The 19,886-nt window shown below is 38.9% G+C and carries 14 protein-coding genes, 1 tRNA gene, 2 pseudogenes and 1 riboswitch; of the genes and pseudogenes, 4 read left to right on the top strand and 13 right to left on the bottom strand.

Annotation, left to right across the window (positions count from 1 at the left end):
* Positions 1-245: 245 nt before the first annotated feature.
* Positions 246-318, bottom strand: a tRNA-Thr gene (locus tag HT696_RS00575).
* A gap of 99 nt (positions 319-417) precedes the next feature.
* Positions 418-927, bottom strand: a complete 510-nt coding sequence (locus HT696_RS00570) for a QueT transporter family protein (RefSeq protein ID WP_000737071.1) — start codon at positions 925-927, stop codon at positions 418-420.
* A riboswitch (PreQ1 riboswitch) is annotated at positions 925-1,021 on the bottom strand. (Overlaps the previous gene by 3 nt.)
* Positions 1,022-1,033: 12 nt before the next feature.
* Between HT696_RS00570 and HT696_RS00565 the strand changes: the two genes are divergently transcribed.
* Both HT696_RS00565 and mscL read left to right on the top strand, forming a co-directional pair.
* Positions 1,034-1,492 (top strand): GtrA family protein, encoded by a 459-nt coding sequence (locus HT696_RS00565; protein ID WP_173283036.1) that lies wholly within the window; start codon positions 1,034-1,036, stop codon positions 1,490-1,492.
* 81 nt (positions 1,493-1,573) lie between these two features.
* Positions 1,574-1,951, top strand: a complete 378-nt coding sequence (mscL, locus tag HT696_RS00560; protein ID WP_023932701.1) for a large conductance mechanosensitive channel protein MscL — start codon at positions 1,574-1,576, stop codon at positions 1,949-1,951.
* 41 nt (positions 1,952-1,992) lie between these two features.
* Here the strand turns inward: mscL and hemH are convergent, their stop codons facing one another.
* Entirely contained in the window at positions 1,993-3,087 is a 1,095-nt protein-coding gene (hemH, locus tag HT696_RS00555; protein ID WP_173282801.1) for a ferrochelatase, read from the bottom strand.
* 154 nt (positions 3,088-3,241) lie between these two features.
* Here hemH and pepT point away from each other — a divergent pair, with 154 nt between their 5' ends.
* Positions 3,242-4,465: a peptidase T gene (gene pepT / locus HT696_RS00550; RefSeq protein WP_173282800.1), complete on the top strand. Its 1,224-nt coding sequence runs from the start codon at positions 3,242-3,244 to the stop codon at positions 4,463-4,465.
* Positions 4,466-4,500: 35 nt separating this feature from the next.
* On the opposite strand, the gene HT696_RS00545 is transcribed toward pepT, so the two are convergent.
* The 9 genes and pseudogenes from HT696_RS00545 to HT696_RS10595 all read right to left on the bottom strand — a co-directional run.
* Positions 4,501-8,046: a pneumococcal-type histidine triad protein gene (locus HT696_RS00545; protein WP_173283033.1), complete on the bottom strand. Its 3,546-nt coding sequence runs from the start codon at positions 8,044-8,046 to the stop codon at positions 4,501-4,503.
* Between the two features lie 211 nt (positions 8,047-8,257).
* Complete coding sequence (locus tag HT696_RS00540) at positions 8,258-11,347, bottom strand: pneumococcal-type histidine triad protein (protein ID WP_173283031.1); 3,090 nt, start codon at positions 11,345-11,347, stop codon at positions 8,258-8,260.
* 7 nt (positions 11,348-11,354) lie between these two features.
* Positions 11,355-12,272, bottom strand: coding sequence for a zinc-binding lipoprotein AdcAII (gene adcAII, locus HT696_RS00535; protein WP_173283029.1), 918 nt, complete (start codon positions 12,270-12,272; stop codon positions 11,355-11,357).
* Between the two features lie 142 nt (positions 12,273-12,414).
* Positions 12,415-13,806 carry an amino acid permease gene (locus HT696_RS00530; protein WP_173282796.1) on the bottom strand — a complete coding sequence of 464 codons (1,392 nt, stop codon included), beginning with the start codon at positions 13,804-13,806 and terminating at the stop codon, positions 12,415-12,417.
* Positions 13,807-13,928: 122 nt separating this feature from the next.
* Positions 13,929-14,486 carry a thiol-disulfide oxidoreductase-associated lipoprotein SdbB gene (gene sdbB, locus HT696_RS00525; RefSeq protein ID WP_173282795.1) on the bottom strand — a complete coding sequence of 186 codons (558 nt, stop codon included), beginning with the start codon at positions 14,484-14,486 and terminating at the stop codon, positions 13,929-13,931.
* Positions 14,487-14,496: 10 nt separating this feature from the next.
* Positions 14,497-15,204 carry a thiol-disulfide oxidoreductase-associated membrane protein CcdA2 gene (ccdA2, locus tag HT696_RS00520; protein WP_173282794.1) on the bottom strand — a complete coding sequence of 236 codons (708 nt, stop codon included), beginning with the start codon at positions 15,202-15,204 and terminating at the stop codon, positions 14,497-14,499.
* A 230-nt stretch (positions 15,205-15,434) separates the two neighbouring features.
* A complete protein-coding gene (locus HT696_RS00515; protein WP_173282832.1) occupies positions 15,435-15,851 on the bottom strand; it encodes a transmembrane domain-containing protein in 417 nt (138 codons plus the stop codon).
* Between the two features lie 27 nt (positions 15,852-15,878).
* Positions 15,879-16,082: pseudogene (locus HT696_RS00510) on the bottom strand (hypothetical protein); the annotation flags it as partial.
* A 207-nt stretch (positions 16,083-16,289) separates the two neighbouring features.
* Positions 16,290-18,125: pseudogene (locus tag HT696_RS10595) on the bottom strand (YSIRK-type signal peptide-containing protein); the annotation flags it as partial.
* A gap of 504 nt (positions 18,126-18,629) precedes the next feature.
* Here HT696_RS10595 and HT696_RS00495 point away from each other — a divergent pair.
* On the top strand, positions 18,630-18,830 hold the full coding sequence (locus HT696_RS00495; RefSeq protein WP_173282793.1) for a hypothetical protein: 201 nt from the start codon (positions 18,630-18,632) through the stop codon (positions 18,828-18,830).
* A gap of 32 nt (positions 18,831-18,862) precedes the next feature.
* On the opposite strand, the gene HT696_RS00490 is transcribed toward HT696_RS00495, so the two are convergent.
* A complete protein-coding gene (locus HT696_RS00490) occupies positions 18,863-19,858 on the bottom strand; it encodes an Rpn family recombination-promoting nuclease/putative transposase (protein WP_173282792.1) in 996 nt (331 codons plus the stop codon).
* Positions 19,859-19,886 lie beyond the last annotated feature (28 nt).

Genomic DNA, 19,886 nt, shown 5'->3' with positions numbered 1-19,886 from the left:
ATCTTCATGTGATGAGCAGGTTCACACAACTCATCAAGGTCCGCTCCTGCGTTATGACCTCCTTATGCTCAATAGCAGTCCGAAGACTACCTATCGACTCATCGCATCTATTATATTACTAGAGATAATTGGTTTTGTCAATAAAAAATTTTTGCAGGATGAATTTTATTATATAAAAGTCAGAATTTTTTCTCGCGAGCATAAGAAAAAAACTCTTGTGTTCAAGAGTTTCCCTGTAAATATCATGCTAATTGCCGGGATTGAACCGGCGACCTCATCCTTACCATGGATGCGCTCTGCCAACTGAGCTAAATCAGCTTACTTGAAAAGTATACTATAATCAGAAAAGCTTGTCAAGTTTCCTTAGAAATTTTCTATAAGAAAAAGCCAGGTAAAGGCTACCTAGCTTGTCCTATTCTATTTGCTTAAATCAATTCGACGACCAATTTTACCAATAATAATCGCTCCAATAATCAATGAAGCAAATTCACCAATTCCTGTTGTAAACCAAGTAAGGAAGAATGGTAATTCTGCTACAATATTTAACTCTGCAGCGATGGTAAACATGGAAATTGAAAAGAGGATTGAAAAGAAGAAATGATCTTTTCGAATCAATCCGTTAAAGAGGTAATCCTTGCTGTATTTTGCAAAAAGCCAAACACCTAAACTGAGGAATACCAAGGTTGATCCACCACCAACAAAAACATCTAGCAGTCCGAAGCTAAAGAAATTAGCAATCATACAACCGATAGTAACTCCGATGATGTACTTAGGATTGTAAAAAGCCATAAAGTTCATCATTTCTGAAATACGGAACTGATAAGCACCATAGCTAATGGCATTTAGGGGCGGTGTGACAGTCAAAACGACATAAATAGCAGCAACGATTGCAATGTCTGCAACATCACGAATAGTTAATTTTTTCATCTTTTCTCCTTTGGCGGTTGCCCGCGTGTAATATGCTTGGTGAAAGAAGCTAAGCACCAAGGGTTGCTTTATTCAACCTTACTAGTATAGCATAATAGCCTTCTTTATGCTATACTTAACACATGAAAATTCCTATTCAAAAAATTTTCAAAAAATTTTTAACAATGAAATCTTAGCCTATCTCTTTTTTGGCCTTGCAACAACTCTAGTTTCGATTCTCTCACGACTAGTCATTTATCAACTAAGTCATCAGGAACTCCTTGCTACTGCCCTAGCAAATAGTATTGGCATCCTATTTGCCTTTATCACAAATGATACGATTGTATTTAAGCAAGCAAGGAAGAATCGGCTTATCCGTTTATTGAAATTTTCTCTTGCCCGCCTTTCTACTTTTCTGTTAGATTTGCTCTTTACTTTTCTCTTTGTGACTCAATTCCCTCATATCATAGGGCAATTCGTAAATGAAAACATTGATAAGATAAATGCTATTGAAACAATAATTGCACAAATACTCATTATTATCATCAATTATATCTTGAGCAAGGTCTATATTTTTAGAAAATAATGCTCCATTTATGAGCCTTTTAATTGCCTTCTATAATGATTTAGGATACAATGAAACACGAAACGTTGAAAGGAAAACAGTATGTTAAAAAATCTAAAATCATTCTTGCTTCGAGGAAATGTGATTGACCTTGCTGTCGGTGTTGTCATTGCCTCTTCTTTTGGTGCTATCGTTACTTCACTTGTAAACGACATTATCACTCCTCTTATTTTAAATCCCGCTTTGAAAGCTGCTAAAGTCGAACGTATCGCTCAACTTTCTTGGCATGGAGTCGGCTATGGTAACTTTTTAAGTGCTATTATCAATTTTATCTTTGTGGGTACCGCCCTCTTCTTTATTATCAAGGGTATTGAAAAAGCACAGAAACTGACTGGCATAAAGGAAGAAAAAACTGACGAAAAAAAACCAACCGAATTGGAAGTCCTTCAAGAAATCAAAGCGCTTCTTGAGAAAAAATAATCGTTTAAAAGGATCTAGCACAAAGCTAAATCCTTTTTTCTTTACTCTTTTGGTAATTTACCTGCTTTCTCAAGCATTTTCTTGATAAGATAAGGCATCTTAACATTTTCCCGACCTTTTTTCTCAATCAATTTTTTCACAAATTCTGGCATTTGTAAATCTTGAGATTCAGCCAAAATGTTTTTCGTCTCATCTGAAGGAACTAACTCATCAAAGGTTTCTTCTTCTGGGAGAAATTCCTTAAACTCTTGATGTTCATTGGCTCTGACTGTATTAACCAAGGCATTAATCAAACGAGAATCTGTATTTGGCATTGGTGGACGATGGTAGTTTACCCCAAATTCCTGACACAAGTCATAACATTCCACATCATTATCAAACAAGACTTCAATATGCTCGCTAATGAAGCTGATAGGAACAAAAATATAATGGTCTGGATGTTCTGTCTGTTCTCTGAGATATTCTAATACATCTGGCTTAATCCATGGAATCCCAATATCACTCTCACTTTGCCAGGTATTTGTATATTGCTCGGAACTCAAACCTAGTTTTTCAGCGACTAACTTGCTATTTTCAAAAATTTGATCGATATAAGGATCGCCAAAATCCAAGGCAAAAATGGGCACACTATGGGCAGAAAAGATGACTTTAAAGCTATCCTGCTTTACTTCTTCTTTTAAAATCTTAGCAATTTCATCTGCCCAATAATTTAATAGCGCTTCTTCTTGATACCAGTCCTTAATAACCAAAAATTGAATTTGTTTGCTTTCTAAAAATTTTTCATAGCCCATGACAGAGTAAAAAGAATAATGAGGCTCCAAAATCAAGCAAATACACTGTTCAATGCCGTCTGCTTCCATCTGACCAATCACATCTGGAATAAAAGGGCTGGAAAACTTATTGGCAAAATAGACACTATATTCATTTCCTAGCCTAGCTTCTACCAAGGCAACCTCTTCACGGGTAATTTTTTGCAGAGGAGTACCTCCAATTCGCACATAATTATCATAGAGAGTTTGAATCTCGTGTTCTTGAGGTCTCACTCCACGACGAATATTTGTGAAAAAGTCAGCTACACCTTCAAAGGTAATCTCTTCTGGCGAACCGAAGGTCATCATTAAAATTGCTTTTTTCATAATCGCTTCCTTGTGATATTTTTATCAAGTTTATTTTATCATTTATCCACTAATAAGTAAACGCCAACATAGTGAATTTCCCGAACTTCTGTGTTTTGTTTTTCTCTTCTTTCTATGATACAATGGAAAAAATGAATTCAAAAGGAGTTTTTTTATGACTTATCCCAATCTCTTGGACCGCTTCTTAACCTACGTTAAGGTCAACACGCGCTCTGATGAACACTCTACTACTACTCCAAGTACACAGAGTCAGGTTGACTTTGCAACCAATGTCCTTATTCCAGAAATGAAACGTGTTGGATTACAAAATGTTTATTATCTACCAAATGGTTTTGCGATTGGTACCTTGCCAGCCAATGATCCATCTTTAACACGTAAAATTGGCTTCATCTCCCACATGGATACTGCTGATTTTAATGCCGAAGGAGTCAATCCACAGGTAATTGAAAACTACGATGGTGGTGTGATTGAACTTGGAAATTCTGGTTTCAAACTCGATCCAGCTGACTTTAAGAGTCTTGAGAAATATCCAGGACAAACGCTCATCACAACCGATGGAACAACCTTACTAGGTGCTGATGATAAGTCAGGAATTGCTGAAATTATGACTGCTATTGAATATCTGACTGCCCATCCTGAAATCAAACACTGTGAGATTCGTGTTGGTTTTGGTCCAGATGAGGAAATCGGTGTTGGTGCTAATCAATTTGATGCAGAAGATTTTGATGTTGATTTTGCTTACACTGTTGATGGTGGCCCACTAGGTGAGCTTCAGTACGAGACCTTTTCAGCAGCGGGTGCTGAATTGCATTTCCAAGGCCGTAATGTCCACCCTGGTACTGCCAAAGGGCAAATGGTCAACGCCCTTCAGCTAGCAATTGATTTTCACAATCAACTTCCAGAAAATGACCGACCTGAGTTAACGGATGGTTACCAAGGTTTTTACCATCTAATGGATGTGACAGGTAGTGTCGAGGAGGCACGTGCAAGCTACATCATTCGTGATTTTGAAAAGGATGCCTTTGAAGCTCGTAAGAAAGCTATGCAAGCAATCACTGATAAGATGAATGAAGAACTTGGTAGCGACCGTGTCACACTAAACTTAACAGACCAGTACTACAATATGAAAGAAGTCATTGAAAAAGATATGACTCCAATTACCATTGCCAAAGCAGTTATGGAAGATTTGAGTATCACTCCTATAATCGAACCAATCCGTGGAGGGACAGACGGCTCTAAGATTTCCTTTATGGGAATCCCAACTCCGAATATCTTTGCTGGCGGCGAGAATATGCACGGACGTTTTGAATACGTTAGCCTTCAGACTATGGAACGTGCAGTTGATACCATCATTGGCATCGTAGCTTATAAAGACTAAAAAGACGAGGTAGCTCAGCTACTTCGCCTTTCTTTTTATTCTACTGGTTTTGCTTGATTTCCAGTACTTATTGTAGATTCTGTTGTTTCCTTTTCTAAAGCTGGTTCAGCAGGCTTAGAATCTGTTGTGTTGCTTGGTTTGTTTTCGTCGCTTGCAGTTTCACTGTTAGATTCTGTAGCTACATTTGGTTGGTTCTCAACACTGGTGTTATCACCATTTGCTTCAGCATTTCTTGCTGGACTTGTTTCTTTACTTGCGCTAGCTTTTGACTGGATTTGGTGATTCAAAACTAGAATAGCTTTTGTCAATTCAAGTAAAGCTGCTTTGTCTTTACTCTTAGCAGAAAGTTGATCTAGTAATGCATCCACTTTATCAAAGTCCGCATCAGATCCATTATTACTTTCTAAATAAGAGTGAAGCGATATGAGAATATCGTAAAGTTTTTGATAGAGTACAAGTGTCTGAGGATCTTGCTCTGCATTTTCCTTTTCTTGTTGAAGGGCACTAGCGATACGAGTCAAGACATCTTTTACCTGGCTGTTTACTTCATCCAAGTCTGCATCAGCCTTGTTTGTAGCAGCTTTGAGATTTTCTACTTCTTCTGCCAAGGATTGTCTGATTCCTTCTTCTTGGATTTGCTCCAAGAGTTGAGTTGCCTTGTTCAAGAGGCTTTCTACTTCTTCCTTGCTAACATGATTGACATGCTCTTCTTTTTTAAGATCAGGATAAAGATCTTTCAAAAATTCATAAATCGCTTGCTTAGCAGATTGGTTATCAACTTTTTCTTTATCTAAAACTGTTTCATTTACTTTTGCAGTAGCTGGCTGATTTTTCAAAGCCTCTTCTACTTCTTGTTTTGTTTGGTAAATGCTTGGGAACAGTTTATTCAAGTCCACAGCCTTACGGAAGGATTGGGATTGATATAAAGTAAAAGTCAAATTAGCTACTTTATTACGAAGCTCATCACTTAAACGACCATCGTTTACATGCTCATAGAAGTACTTGATGTATTCCACTGTTGTATCACCAGTACGATCATTAAAGTCTTTAAGAGCTTGAAGTTGTGATTCAACTGCTACTAAACCAGCCTCATCTTTAGCCAATTTAGCTTCTTGGAGTCGAACGAGAAGGTCTTTCTTTGGAAGTCCATAAGAGTCTGTATCCAAGGTATTGATTTTATCAATCAAGGCCTGATATTTCTTATCTAAAGCACTTGTTTCAACAGGTTTGACACTTTCATCAATATGGATATATTGCTTATCAAAGAGGTCAAGTGTTTTTAGATAGCCCGCAGTAGAGTTGGTTGCCAGTTTCTTCATATTTTCAGTAAACTGACCTAAGGCTAACTCAATCTGTCTTTGTTCGATAGGCTTGTCTTTATAGATGTTTCTGCTGTCAGCTAGAAGTTGGTCTACTTTTGCCAAAACTACCTTCTCATCAAAAGCTCCAGGTTGGTAGTTGGATTGTAGGGCTGGAATCTTGTTTTTCAAAGCTACTTCATAGCCCTTAGTTTGAACCTTGATGTAGTGATTGTGGTCACCATGAGGAATCACAAAACTACCATTTTCTACCTGCAAACTATAAGGAGACACACCATCACGTAAGGCAGTCGTATAAAGTTCATTTAGGAAATCAAGTTCCGGATTGCCAGTTTGGAGTGGAAGTCGAACGTGTTCCTTACGAACAGCATAGGGATGGATATGAGTTGGATCGTAGGCTTGGTCTGGATTTCCAAAGACAAAGAATCCGTTTGAAATTCTAATAGCTTCAAGTGGAACACCATAGGTCTTAGAAATGTAAGCAATCTTTTCTTCATCACTAGCATCTCTTGAGAAAGACTCTACTGTTTTAGCAAGAGGTTGAACAGGCTCTGCATCATGATGTGCTTTCAAATGATCCTGAGCTTCCTTAATTTGATCAGCTGTCAAATCTTTCTTGAAGAAGTAATGATTGTGGTCTCCGTGACTCATGACAAAGCCTTGATCATCCTCACTAATGACACGATCGGCATCAAAACCGTGATCGTGATCTTCACCATGATGGTGGTCATGCTCATCGCCATCGTGATCGTCATCATGAGCTGGATTTGGTGTAGCTGTATTTGCCCCTTTCAAGTGGTCTTGCGCTGCCTTAATTTGCTCTGCTGACAAGTCCTTCTTGAAGAAGTAATGATTGTGGTTACCATGAGTCATGACAAAGCCTGCCGCATCTTCCGCAATAATACGATTAGCATCAAAGCCGTGTCCACCTTCTTCATGTTCCTCATGTGAAACACCAGGATTAACTGGAAGAGATGGCGAAGGTGTTGTTAGACCATTGTTTGGAAGAGTCGGTTGCCCAATTACGGTCGATTTTGGAATGTAATGGAAATGGTCACCATGTCTGACGATATAAGCTGTGGCTGTTTCTTCGACAATATCTTTAGGATTAAAGATATAACCATCAGATGTTGAAGAGATAGGCTTATTTGTAAGTAATGAGGCATGATTCAAAGTAGATGGACTACTTGAAAGACTTCCTAGACTAGACGCTACTTCATGAGGTTTTTCATTTGTAGAAACTGTAGAACCAGTTACACTGATAGGCACCATTCTGGCAATCTTTTCTTCTAAAGGAGAAAGTTTGCTGTAAGGAATAAAGTGATAATGGTCGCCATGCGGAATCGCAACTCCATTTGGTGTACGACTGACAATCTTGGCAGGGTCAAAGACTAAACCATCTGATTCACTGTAACGTTGATCACTAGGCGAATCGTAGAGTTCCTTCAAAAGACTTTGGAGATTTTCATCTTTACGTTCTGGCTTGCTAGTTGATCCTTGCACTGTAGATTGCGTGTTATTGTCACTAGCTGTTGAAGAATAGCTTAACTGGCTCGGTTGCGTATTTTTCCCAGCTAAATAAGCTTTTGCTGCTGCTAATTCACTAGCAGACAAATCACTTTTTGGAATGTAGTGATAGTGACCTCCGTGAGGAACGATATAAGCATCACCCGTATCTTCGATAATATCAGCTGGATTAAAGACATAACCATCATCTGTCGTATAACGTCCCTGAGACCTTGCTACAGCAACATCAGAGCTGACCTTCTCATTATCTTTGACATGTTCTTGTTTTTGACGATTGATTTCATCTTTAGTTCGAACATTATCAGCATGAGCTACATCTTTCAGGTAGACATAATATTTTCCATCGACCTTGATGATATAACCACCCTTAACCTCATTGACAATATCTCCATCCTTAAGTTTGTAGTTTGGATCCTTCATCAAGAGTTCTTCACTAAAGAGGGCATCATAAGGAACTTTCCCATTATAGTAATGATAGTGGTCACCGTGTGACGTCACATAGCCCTGATCTGTAATTTTGATGACAATTTGCTCAGCCTGAATTCCTTCTTTCTGGTTAACCTGGTCTGGTGTCAAGTTTTCACTTTTCTGACTGGACTGACTACCATCCACATAAGAGACCCGATTATTGTCCTTATTTTCCTGCGAGCGATGCTGGTTTAGTGCATATGCACATAGACTCAAGGATACGATAACAGCTGATCCGGCTGCAATATACTTTTTACTGAATTTCATAAATCCCTCATTTCAATAAATGATGAAGCTTTTTCTTAACTTCTTTTTCTCGGTTAAACAATTTTTTCTAAACTGGTTATTTAACCATTTAATTAACCAGTAAATAGTTTACCTTTTTTAAGTTTATCTGTCAAGATTTTTATATCATTTAAAAAAATAAAAGCCAGTATTGCTACTGACTCTTACATCATCTTGATTTAATAGGATAAACTTATGCTTCTGGTTTCGTCGTAACTGACTCACTACCTTTTAACAAAGCAAGTAATTTTTCTGCTTCTGCCATGATTCCATTATTATCCATGGTTTGCAGGCTCAAGTTACCTCGTAAACTAGCCAGGGTTTCAGTCGCAGTAGCTTTCAGACTAGCATCCGTTACTTTATCAAGTAAAGCTTCTACTTCTTTGAGTTTGGCTTCTACTTTTGCAGTCTCTACTTGATGGACTTCTGGCTCTTCTGTAGTATCTTCAGCTTCTTCCTCTGTCTCGTCTTCATCAGTGCTCGGTTTATAAAGATTATCTGCTGAAGGATTTAAACCAGCGTGATTCTCTTTTTCATCAGATTCAGGGCGAGTTGGCTCACTTACTTCATCATGTTCCTTATTTTCATCAGGTTTACCGTCTTGGTCTGCCTTATTTTTACGAACATGGTCGCTAGCATTACCCCAACCATTATCTGAATGAGGACGTTGGTCCGGATGTTCAACGTAGTATTTTACAGTCGCAAATAAATCTTCTAAGGTATAACCCTCAGGTGCCTTATAGAGTCCTTCGTCAAACCATGCAAACTTAAGATTATGATAGTGATCAAAGTGAGGAATTATAAAGTAACCATTCTGTACAGCTACAGTATACTGTAAATGATTTGGTATTTTTTCTAATGGTACCTTGTTCTCAGCTGTTACGCGGTTATAGATAGCTTCTGTCCCTGTTGCCTCTGGTTTTGCTTCAGTAGAATTTGGAGCTTGTAAGCCTTTTTCTTTAGCATAAGCCTGAGCTGCTGCCCTTTCAGCTTCAGATAAGCTGTCTTTTTTAATCCAGTGGCTATGGTTCAAGTGTGGAGTGACGTAGGCATTTCCTGCATCACTTTCAATATCATGTTCGTCAAAAATGTAGCCATCTGAGGTTGTATATTTACCTGCTAATTTCGCTAATTTAATTTCATCGTCTGTATAGGCAATTTGAGAATTTGGTTTGCCAAGGCGTTCTGGGTGGGTAATCGGTGCTAGAAATGCCAATAAATCATCTACCAATTTTACTTTATTAGAAGATCCATTATTCAAGCGTTCTGCTAATTTGTCTAAGGCTTGGAAATCAACAGCACGGCCCTTATTTTCAGACAAGGCTTTATGAGCCTGGGTTAACAGATTATAAGCTTTATCATAAAATTCTTTGTCACGAGAAGAGACATTTTCTTTCTTCGCAACTAGAGCATGTGTATCTTGAGTTTTCTTAGACAAGAGATTTTCAATAGCATCAATCTTATCCTTAGCCAAGTCTTTAGCAAAAACATAGTGACTGACACCAGCAATTTCCACAACATAGCCTTTCCCAACTTTTCTAACAACCTGTTCTACTGCAAAATTAGTTTGTTTTTTCTCAGTTGACGGTTGAGCTTGCGGTTTTGGTGCTGGTTTCAAATAATGCATTCCTGGCACGACTGCACCATTTTGCCCTTTTAACAGAATCATTCTTGCAATCTTCTGCTCTAAATCAGACATTTGTGAATAAGGGATAAAGTGATAATGATTTCCGTGAGGCACAGCAACACCATTTGCTGTACGATCTGTTATTTGTGCTGGGTCGAATACCAAGCCATCCGATTCCACATGTCGTTCTGACAAAGGTTTGGCATACAATTCACGTAAAAGGCTTGAAATATCTTCCCCTTGATTCTGATGATAAGTTGGAGTGACAGTTAGATTGTGGTTCTCTGACAAGCTTGGTTGAGCTGGATTTGCATTATGACTAAAACTTGAAGAAGGACGAGACCCCTGCTTCCCATTCCAATAGGCTTGGGCTGCAGCCAATTCCCCTGCAGACAAAGCGCCTTTTGGTATATAGTGGAAATGATTGCCATGCGGTACAATAAAAGCGTCTCCTGTATCTTCAATCACATCTGACGGACTAAAGACATACCCATCATCCGTTGTATAGGCGCCTCCAGTTCCTCGATTCGGTGCTTGCGTATTGAGATTAAAGTTTGGTTTAATGGTTGAACTTAGTTTATCTGTACTGCTTGGTTTCGTATTATCAGAATGCTTTTGAACTGGCTGACCTCCAATTGGTAGATTTCGAGCCAATTTTTCTTCCAAAGCAGACATTTGCGAATAAGGAATGAAATGGAAATGATCCCCGTGAGGAACTGCCACACCATTGGCTGTACGTTTTATAATCTGTGCTGGGTCAAATACTAATCCATCAGACTCCACATGACGTTGGCTAAGTGGCAAAGCGTACAATTCTTGAAGGAGACTAGCTAAATCCTCACTTTGACTTTCAGAATCTGTTGCAGGATTTTGAGGTGTCTCAGATTGACTCGTTCTCACACTAGATCTTGTTTCTCCCCTGCTTGAACGGTATTCAACGGTACTTAATTGGCCGCCTTTTCCAGATAAGAAGGCTTGAGCGGCAGCTAATTCACTGGCAGACAAATCACTCTTAGGAATATAGTGGAAGTGATTACCATGAGGAACAATATAAGCATCACCCGTATCCTCAATAATATCAGAGGCATTAAAGATATAACCATCATCCGTTGTATAGCGTCCTTGGGATCTGGCTACAGCAACAGCATTATCTGTGCTTGAATTATGATTATGACTGTGTTCTTGCTTCTGACGTTTAATCTCTTCTTTTGTCCGAATATTGTCCGCATGGGCCGCATCTTTAAGGTAAACATAGTATTTACCGTTTACCTTAATCACATAACCACCCTTGATTTCATTGACAATGTCTGAATCCTTCAACTGATAATTCGGATCTTTCATGAGAAGTTCTTCACTGATGATGGCATCATAAGGAACCTTACCATTATAGTAATGATAATGGTCTCCATGAGAGGTCACATAACCTTGATCCGTAATCTTGATAACAATTTGTTCGGCGTTGATTCCCTCTCTCTTACTGACTTCATCTGGTGTCAAATTTTCTGCCTTTTGACCAGCCTGATCACCGTCTATATAAGCAACTCGATTAGACTCTTTCTTAGCCTGACCAGCTTGGTAACGACCAAGTTCATAGGAACAAACACTTAGGGCAAGAACTGCCACTGAACCTGCTACATATTTTTTATTGATTTTCATTCTTTCCTCACTTTAATTCTTCTGCTAAAACACTTATATTTTCTTCAAGATTTTCTAAATAAGTCTTGTCATTTTGTGGGTCTGCCTCTAAAGGATTCAGAGTTTTAAGACCTACACCTGTTGATTTAACAAGAGTTTCAGCTACTTTTGAAGAAGCATTACTTTCTGTAAAAATCGTTTTAACCTTATAGGTTTTAACAAATTCCTGAATTTCTGTTAGTTGTCGTGGACTTGGTTCTTGTTCAGGAGAGATGCCTGCAATACCAAGTTGATGAAGTCCAAATCGCTTCGCTAAATAAGAAAAGGCTGTATGTTGTGTTACAAAGGTTTTCTGACTCGCTTTTTCAAATTTAGGCTGGAATTTCTTAGTTAGTTCTTGAGCTTTTTTGATAAAGGCTTGCGCATTTTTCTGGTAAGTTTCTTTATGCTCACTATCCACCTCTGAAAGTTTATCAGCGATAATCTGAGCTTCTTCGCCAGCTTTTTCAGGATCTAGCCAAGTGTGAGGATCATAGAGCGTTTTTTCATCAACTCCATCCCCTGCTTCCACATCTTCTAGCCCTGGGACGCGGTCTAAAGTCATTCCCTCTGAAGCCTCTAAGACCTTCACTTTAGATTTTTTTAGATTGGGATCTAAACTTCCTGCCCAAGATTCGAGCGTATGCGAATGGTAAACAAAGACATCTGCATCATAGATGGCCGCGATGTCATTTGCCGAAGGCTCAAAGGAGTGAATCCCACTACTTGACTGAATCATCCGAACATCATTCAAGTCACCAGATACTTCCTTAACCATAGCGTAGATAGGATAAAAACTGGTCACAATTTTCATCCCCTTTCCTGTCTGGCTTTCCTTTTGACTACAGGCTCCTAGCAATAAAAGAAAAACACTTAACAAGACTAAAAATAAATTTTGTTTCTTCATGAACAACTCCTTAACCATTTAATTAACTAGTAAACATTCTACTCCTAAAAATTTAATCTGTCAAGATATTTTTAGAAAAAAATTGAAATTTCTTTCACATATAAAAATCTGCTGAGTCTCAACAACTCAACAGACTTTCACTTTATTCTTCTATGGTAGAATGCTTATAACCATAAGTGAAGTAAATAAAACTTCCTATCAACAAGGCAATCAGGAAAGCAAGCCAGGTTTCCATATTATACTGTAACATGAAGGATAAACAAATGATGATTGATAAAATTGGTAACAGGGGTACCAAGGGTGTTTTAAATTCGCCCGCTTTGGGCATTCCTTTTTCTTTCCGTAAGCGAATCAGACCATAAGCTAGCATAATCAAGTAGGCTAAGGTACAAATATTTAAGAAGGCTGCGATACTAGCAAGAGGGAACATTCCTGCTGCTACTGCTGAAGCTAGACCTGTCAAGATAGTAGCATTCTTTGGTACCTTGCTTGTCTTCGTCAGTTCCTTAAAGATGGCAGGCATTAAGCCATCGCGCGCTAAACTGTAAATCATACGCGATAGGGCATAGGTCATCGAAATACAAACTGTAATCAAGGTTAAGATAGCCACTAATGACACATAGTTGGCTGCCCAACTAATCCCAACACTACGAAGGGCAAAGGCAACAGCATCGTCGACATTTAGATGGCTATAGTGAACCACACCAGTCAAGACAAGCGTCACCAAGGCATAAAGAATGGTTACGATAGAAAGCGATAAGACAATCCCTCTAGGAATATTTTTTTGAGGAGTCTTAACTTCATCTACAGCCATAGAGATGGATTCAAATCCCAAAAATCCAAAGAACATCAAGGATGCACCAGCCATAATACCAGTACTAGCGCCATAGATTTGTCCAAAACCATAAGGAGCAAAATTACTCCAGTTATCAAGCTTAATATTCCAAATTCCTACTAAAACAAAGAGAGCTAAAGCGGAAAATTTCAAAATCACTAGAATAGAATTAAAACGTAATGCTGCTTTAGCATTGAGTAAAACAAGCGAAGTCACCAAAACCAAGACAAGAATAGGCAATAAATCAACAAATGTCCCTGCTTGAGGATTAAAGGTACCATTTAAAGCCTGAGGAAGGGCTATCCCGTATTGAGAAAGCAAGCCTTTAAAATAAGCTGCCCAACCCGAAGCCACACCTGATATGGCTGTCATGAATTCCATCATGGTTAACCAGCCAGCCAACCAAGCTGGAAATTCTCCTAAAATAGCATAGAGATAACTGTAGGCACCACCTGTAGCAGGTACTCGTGAAGCAAATTCTGCAAAAAAGAGGGCTGATAATCCCACACATAAGGCAGAAATAACGATTGAAATCACTAGTGCTGGACCAGCAAGTGTAGCAGCTGCAGTACCTGTGATTGTAAAGACACCTGTCCCTACCATGGCTCCGATACCCAGCAAAATCAGATCCCATAACCTCAAATGCCTGTGCATCTCCGTTTTATCCAAACTAACATTCTTTGTTCTAAATATATTCATATTTGACTCCTAAATAAAATGATGATTCTATTTTACCATAAATATAGGACATTTGTGAATATTTATAAAATGTTTTTCTAAAAAAATCTGACTACTCTCTTGTAATCAGATTTTTATCTATTTTAGTTCATTTCTTTAAAGGCTGCTTCTGCATCCGCATTGCTGATAGCACCAAATTGAATCTTTCCAATCTTTCCTTGACTATCAATCAGGTATTCTGTAGGAATGCTTCGAATTTGATAAGCTTGGAAGGTTGTTGCTTTGGTATCATAAAGAACTGGGATATCCTTATATCCTTGTTCTTGGAACCATTGTGGGAATTGCTCAACGGTTTTTTCACCTTGAATTCCTGGTGCAATGACACTAAGAATTTCGAAATCACGATCTGGTTTTGCAGCCAATTCCATCAACTCAGGCATACTTTTCTTACATGGACCACACCATGAAGCCCAAAACTTCAAGTAAACCTTTTTACCTTTATAATCAGATAACTTGACTTCTTTGCCATCCATGGATTGCAAGGTGAAGTCTGGAGCTTCTTTTCCAACTGCTATTTGTTGTACAGTCGTTTCTTGTTTTGGCTGTTGTGGGGCTTGAGTCTTTTTAGTTTCTTCCTCACCACAGGCCATCAATACAACTAATGACAAGAGGCTTAAACCAGCAAACATTACTTTTTTCATTTGTTCTCCTTTATTCAAAAATTCCAGCTAGAACATTTACTTGTCCTAGTAGTAACAAAATTCCCATTAAAATAATGAGGAAACCACCAATTTTCTTTAGTAGCATCATATGGCGCTTGAGTTTACTAAAATAAGGCATGACTACACCTGAAGCTAGAGCCAAGACCAAGAAAGGAAGAGCCATCCCCAGAGTGTAAATAAGAGTATAGATAGCACCTTGCCAAGCTCCATTGCCTCCAGAAGCCGCAAGCGCTAAAACAGAACTTAAAACTGGACCAATACAAGGCGTCCAACCGAAGCTAAAGGTAATACCGAGTAAAAAGGCCGACCAATAACGATTGACTTCTGATTTCTTAAAAGTAAAGCTTTTTTGAACCTCTAATTTCTTAAAATGAAAAATTTCCATCTGGTGAAGACCCAAAATGATAATAATAGCTCCCATGACATATCGAAACCAATTGGCATAGAGAATATGACCAAAGTAACCAGCACCAAAGCCTAGAATAAAGAAAATAAGAGAGATACCTGCAATAAAGCAAAGTGTTCGAATCAAGCCTGACCAGAGAACCTTTCTCCCAAGCAAGGAAAAACTTTTTGCGCTTTCCTGATCATCCAATAAAATTCCAGCATAAACTGGCAGAAGAGGAAAAATACAAGGGGAAAAGAAGGACAAGACCCCTGCTAAAAAAACGGAGATTGAAAATACTATCGTTTCCAATAAAGAACCAACTTTCTTAAGATTTCTAATCCTATTTTACTATATTCAATTTAATTTGTATGCTTTCTGCTACGCAAAATCGTATCGGGCACTACTGGACCAATCTTTTCTTTTGCTAGTCAAGACGGATATTATCCCCCAAAATAGCCAAAAAGCAACGACAAGGGTTACTCGTCGCTGCTTTTGTGAACGGAAACGTCTTTTAGGTCTGACATTTCATAAATCATGTTTTACTTGAGTTTGGCAAGGGTTGCTTTAAGCTCCTCTACTAGTTTAGCTTCTGTCTCTGCTGAGCCATTTTCTTCTTTTACGAAATCAAGGGTTTCTTGGAGAAGCTTTTGGGCTTTGGCAAGGACTTTTTTATCCGCTTTTTCTGCATCTAGTTGTCCAAGAACTTTTGTCAATTCCGTGCTTAATTGCTGGATTTCTGACTCTTTCTTACGACGAACTAACCAGAAGGCAATCACACCTAGGAGGGCAAGTAGACTGACTACAATCACTCCTGCTGGAACTGAGTTTGTTTCAGTCATCTTATCTGAATCCTTACTATCTTCCGTTCCTTGCTTAGTATCCTTCTTGTCCTGTGCAGGCTTGCTGTCGCTAGCATTTGCTTTCACATCTTTGAGAGAGTTCAAGGCAGCCTTCACAGACGCTACTGCAGTACGCAGACCTTGCTCAGTCAAGGCACTATCTTCCAGAGCTTTTTGAGCATCTAGGAGAATCGCCTTGGCTGCATCAATTTTCGGATCAGATACTGTTGCCAAAGCTTTCAAGCGTTGGTCTAACTCTTGAGTCAAGGCGCGAAGTTCAGACTTGTCAACTTGCTCTTGAGCTGGAGCTTGTGTGCTCGTTGAGCTAGCTGAAGGGCTTGCTGCCACTCTAGGAGCTTGAGTCGGAGCTGAACTTTGAGATCGAGCAGGACTTGCAGGTTGACTCGGTGCTGTTGGTTGAGACGGTTGTGGAGCTGGATCAGATGGAGCTGTTGGAATCTCAGTAGTTCCTTGATTTGGCTGAGTAGGGGTAGAAGGTTGAGGTTGATCTCCTTGTGGAGTATACGGTGGTATGTAAATTCCATTCAAAGATTCTTTAGCTAGTTTTAGATTATCCCTAGCTTCATCAACTGCTTTTTGAGAAGCATATACATCACCTAAAACAGCCTTCGCTTTTTCTATCGCTTTATCGAAAGCATCTTTCTTACCTTGCTCTGCATTGTAGTATTCATGCGTCTTGCGTTTTGCTTCTGCACCATTTACTAAGTCTTGAAGACCTTGCTTATTAGTCTCTGCTCCTTGTAAACCTTGGAGTGCTGTTTCGACTTTGGTTTTTTCTGTATTGATTTCGTCTTGTGTTACATCCGCTTTTTTCAATACTTCTTCTGCTTTAGTAATCGCGTCATCATACGCTGTTTTCTTACCTTGCTCTGCATTGTAGTATTCATGCGTCTTGCGTTTTGCTTCTGCACCATTTACTAAGTCTTGAAGACCTTGCTTATTTACTGGCACTGTCGCCGCGGTCACACGTCGCGTATCACTAATAAAAGAACCTCTCTCATCCACTTTAGAATCGTTAGGTTTTTTTGCCAGTTCAATAACTGCTATAGCCTTTACTTCTCCTTCTCCAATTGCTGAATCAATATAATCTGTAGAAGTTATTGTAGCTGTTCCATCACTTCCAACATCTTTCGATGCAATGATATGATAATTTTCTGGATATGCTCCTTGACTTTCCAAACCATAGGCACTCAAGTCAGCACCTCCACGTATTAAATAAACTCTTAATTTATATTCATTATTTGGAGCTGGAGGTGGTGGTGTGACAGTTTTAATTTTAACGTCTGGTCTCTCCTTAGATTTACCTGATAACTCTTCATTAGTAGTCTCTATTACCGGTTTTGGTAATTGTGTTATATACCCAAAAGTAAACGACTTTGTTCCTGTATTTGTTTTTGCTGTGACTTTTATAGTCCAATTTCCACTTGCCGGTGTGTTCCCTTCAAAAGCCACACTGGCTCGTTTAGTATTTAAACCGCTTTTTTTAGGTTTCAAAGGAAATCCAGCATTTCCCTCTATGATAAAGTCCGTTATAGGTGAATCTGTAGAAATAGCTGTCACTTTCAAATTTCGGTCAACAAAATTTTGATTTCCTTGTGTTACCCTAACAACTGAATCACTAATAGTTCCTTTTTCTTCTAATCCAATTGTTACATTAGTATCTTCAGGTATACTCGCTTCTCTAAACCCACTACCGTCTCTTAGAGTCACTCCGTTCAAACTATGATTATGCCCTGCAATATTAGTACCATTTGGTTCTGTATTTTCTGCTTTTTTGCCTAATGTCTCTTTACCATTTGTTGTATCAAGTTCGGGAGTTTTAGGTTCTACATCCTTCTTAACACGTTTTAAACCAGAGTTTTTATATGTAACCAACGCATTATAAACAGAATCAATTTCTTTTTGAGTTGTTGCGCTAACAAGTACTTCTTTTGCTTTTGCGACTTTTTCTTGTAATACTTTTACAGACTTTTCTGTATAATCAGCTAATTCTAATTTATCAATTTCACTTAACAAATCTTCCATTTTTTTTGTATTAAGAACAGCTTTCGGTTTTTCTGTTTCTCTATTCTCCACCTCGCCAGAAAGATCGGGCTCCTTGGTATTTTCTGGTTTTACAGTATTTCCTTGACTTGCTGACTGTGGTTGACTTGTGTTATCTACAGGGGCAACTATTCCATTTGAAGATTGCCCATCTGATTTCAAAGTTTCACTATTTTCATTGCTATTATTTACAACTTCCACATTCGATTGTGCTTCCGCCGCCTGGACTTCTGTCGCTGGATTAGCCACAAAAAAGACAGACCCTAGCAAGACTGAGGCTGCTCCGATTGAAAACTTGCGTATAGAAAAGCGTTGGCGCTCATTCATTTTAAACTGTTTCATAGTTTTTCCTTTCTTTCTACCCTGTCTTTGCTCCTCTACCCATGGTCATGCAGGCATCAACTCGCAATAAAAACAGGAAAACATGACCTTTTCTCACCTTGAAAAAATGACAAAAAGCCCAGTTTTTACTAACACTTCATTATATCAACTTAGTTCCCTTTCTTCAACCTCACTTTGTGTTAGAAAATCAGTGATTATATATATATATATATATATATGCATGTTGCTTATTTTAAAGGGTTTATAGGCTCCTTATTTGTAAATTTAGTATATTTTCCAGTATTTTCAGAAATTTTAAATTTATATGACATTCGAACGGAACTGCTCGTCTTGCTATCTATCGCCAGAAAGACCTATCCTAGACTCAGCAAGTAAAAAAAGGCTCTCCGAAAAATCAGAAATCCTGAGATATTATTTGATATAACTCCTTAACCAAATCACTTGATGTAGGCTCTCCCAGCTTTGTCGAGTAGCAGAGGTAGACTAACCATGACAAAAATCAGCCACAGCCAGACTCGTAAAAGCACAGATAAATATAGGAAAGAAGCAAAGAGAAAGGCCGATAGCAAAATCATACCCAAAGTCTCTCCAAAATTCGGGCAAATAAATAAAGCAAAAGGAGAGATAAAGGATAAAGAGACTAAAGCAAAAACGCTTGCCTGTATTTTTAGTACAAAAAGCACACCTTGACCAGATGGTGTGCTTGACCATTATTGCTGTTCTTACAACAATGCCTCAAACTCAGCTACGGTCATTCCCAATTGCTGACTAGCAACCTCGGAAGTCAGAAGTCCTTGGCGAACCATATCTAGGAAGGCAAAAAGTTTCCCTTCTTCCCTTCCTTCAACTTTCCCACGCTCCAAGCCTTCTTCTCGCCCTTTTTCAATACCTTCTGCACGGCCACGTTCAAGTCCACGCTCTAAACCTTGTTCAATCCCCTCTGCACGACCACGTTCCAACCCTTTTTCCTCAGCTTGTTCCAAGGCATAGTCCTGTGCTAACAAGGCTTGTTCTTCGCGCATACGTAGTTGACTAAACATTTTTCTGTCCTCCTCGGACCAGCTCTTGTAATCTAGCAGTTGGTCTGCTTGGCTAATAGCTCGCTCTGGTTGTTGGGTAAAGGGCTTGTTCCCAAAAAACTCCAACCATGGTTTGCGAATACTATCTTTGCTGGTTTCTCTATATTTTTTTAGTTCCAAGAACGCCATCTTAACCAGATGATTTTCTTGTCCATTGTTGGTAATGGTTAAAACCTCACCTGTCGTGTCCTCTCGCATACTGAAACTGTGAAAAGCCAAGTCATCTGAGAAGTAGTTGCTATCCACAATAGCTATTGCGTATACTGGTGCAATGTGTTTGTAACTCTGGTGAGTATCTCCTTCTCGTTGGCGAATTTTTTCAAGATTTTGATTGACCTGACTGCACAGATAAGCCCACAGGCGATTGATGAAAAAATTCTGATGATGCACCTGAATCTCAATGATTACTTGAGTCCCATTGTCTAACTCCGCCAAAACGTCTATACTGGTATAGAAATCCTGTGCCGAGTAGGGCAGGGAAGGCAAGACATGAATGTTACTTCCCTCCAAAATGGTCACATTTTTGGCTGGTAAGTCCAGCATATCGCGAATAAATTGACAAGTGATTTCTGGGTTGCTGAAAATTTTCTTAGCAACCAAATCATTAGTCGGGCTGATGCCCGGATGTCTTAGAATCATATTTCCTCTCCTTTCATTATAACACATT

The sequence above is a fragment of the Streptococcus sp. 9903 genome (genome assembly GCF_013276625.1).
GTDB lineage: Bacteria > Bacillota > Bacilli > Lactobacillales > Streptococcaceae > Streptococcus.
This window is presented reverse-complemented; position numbering and strand designations above follow the sequence as displayed.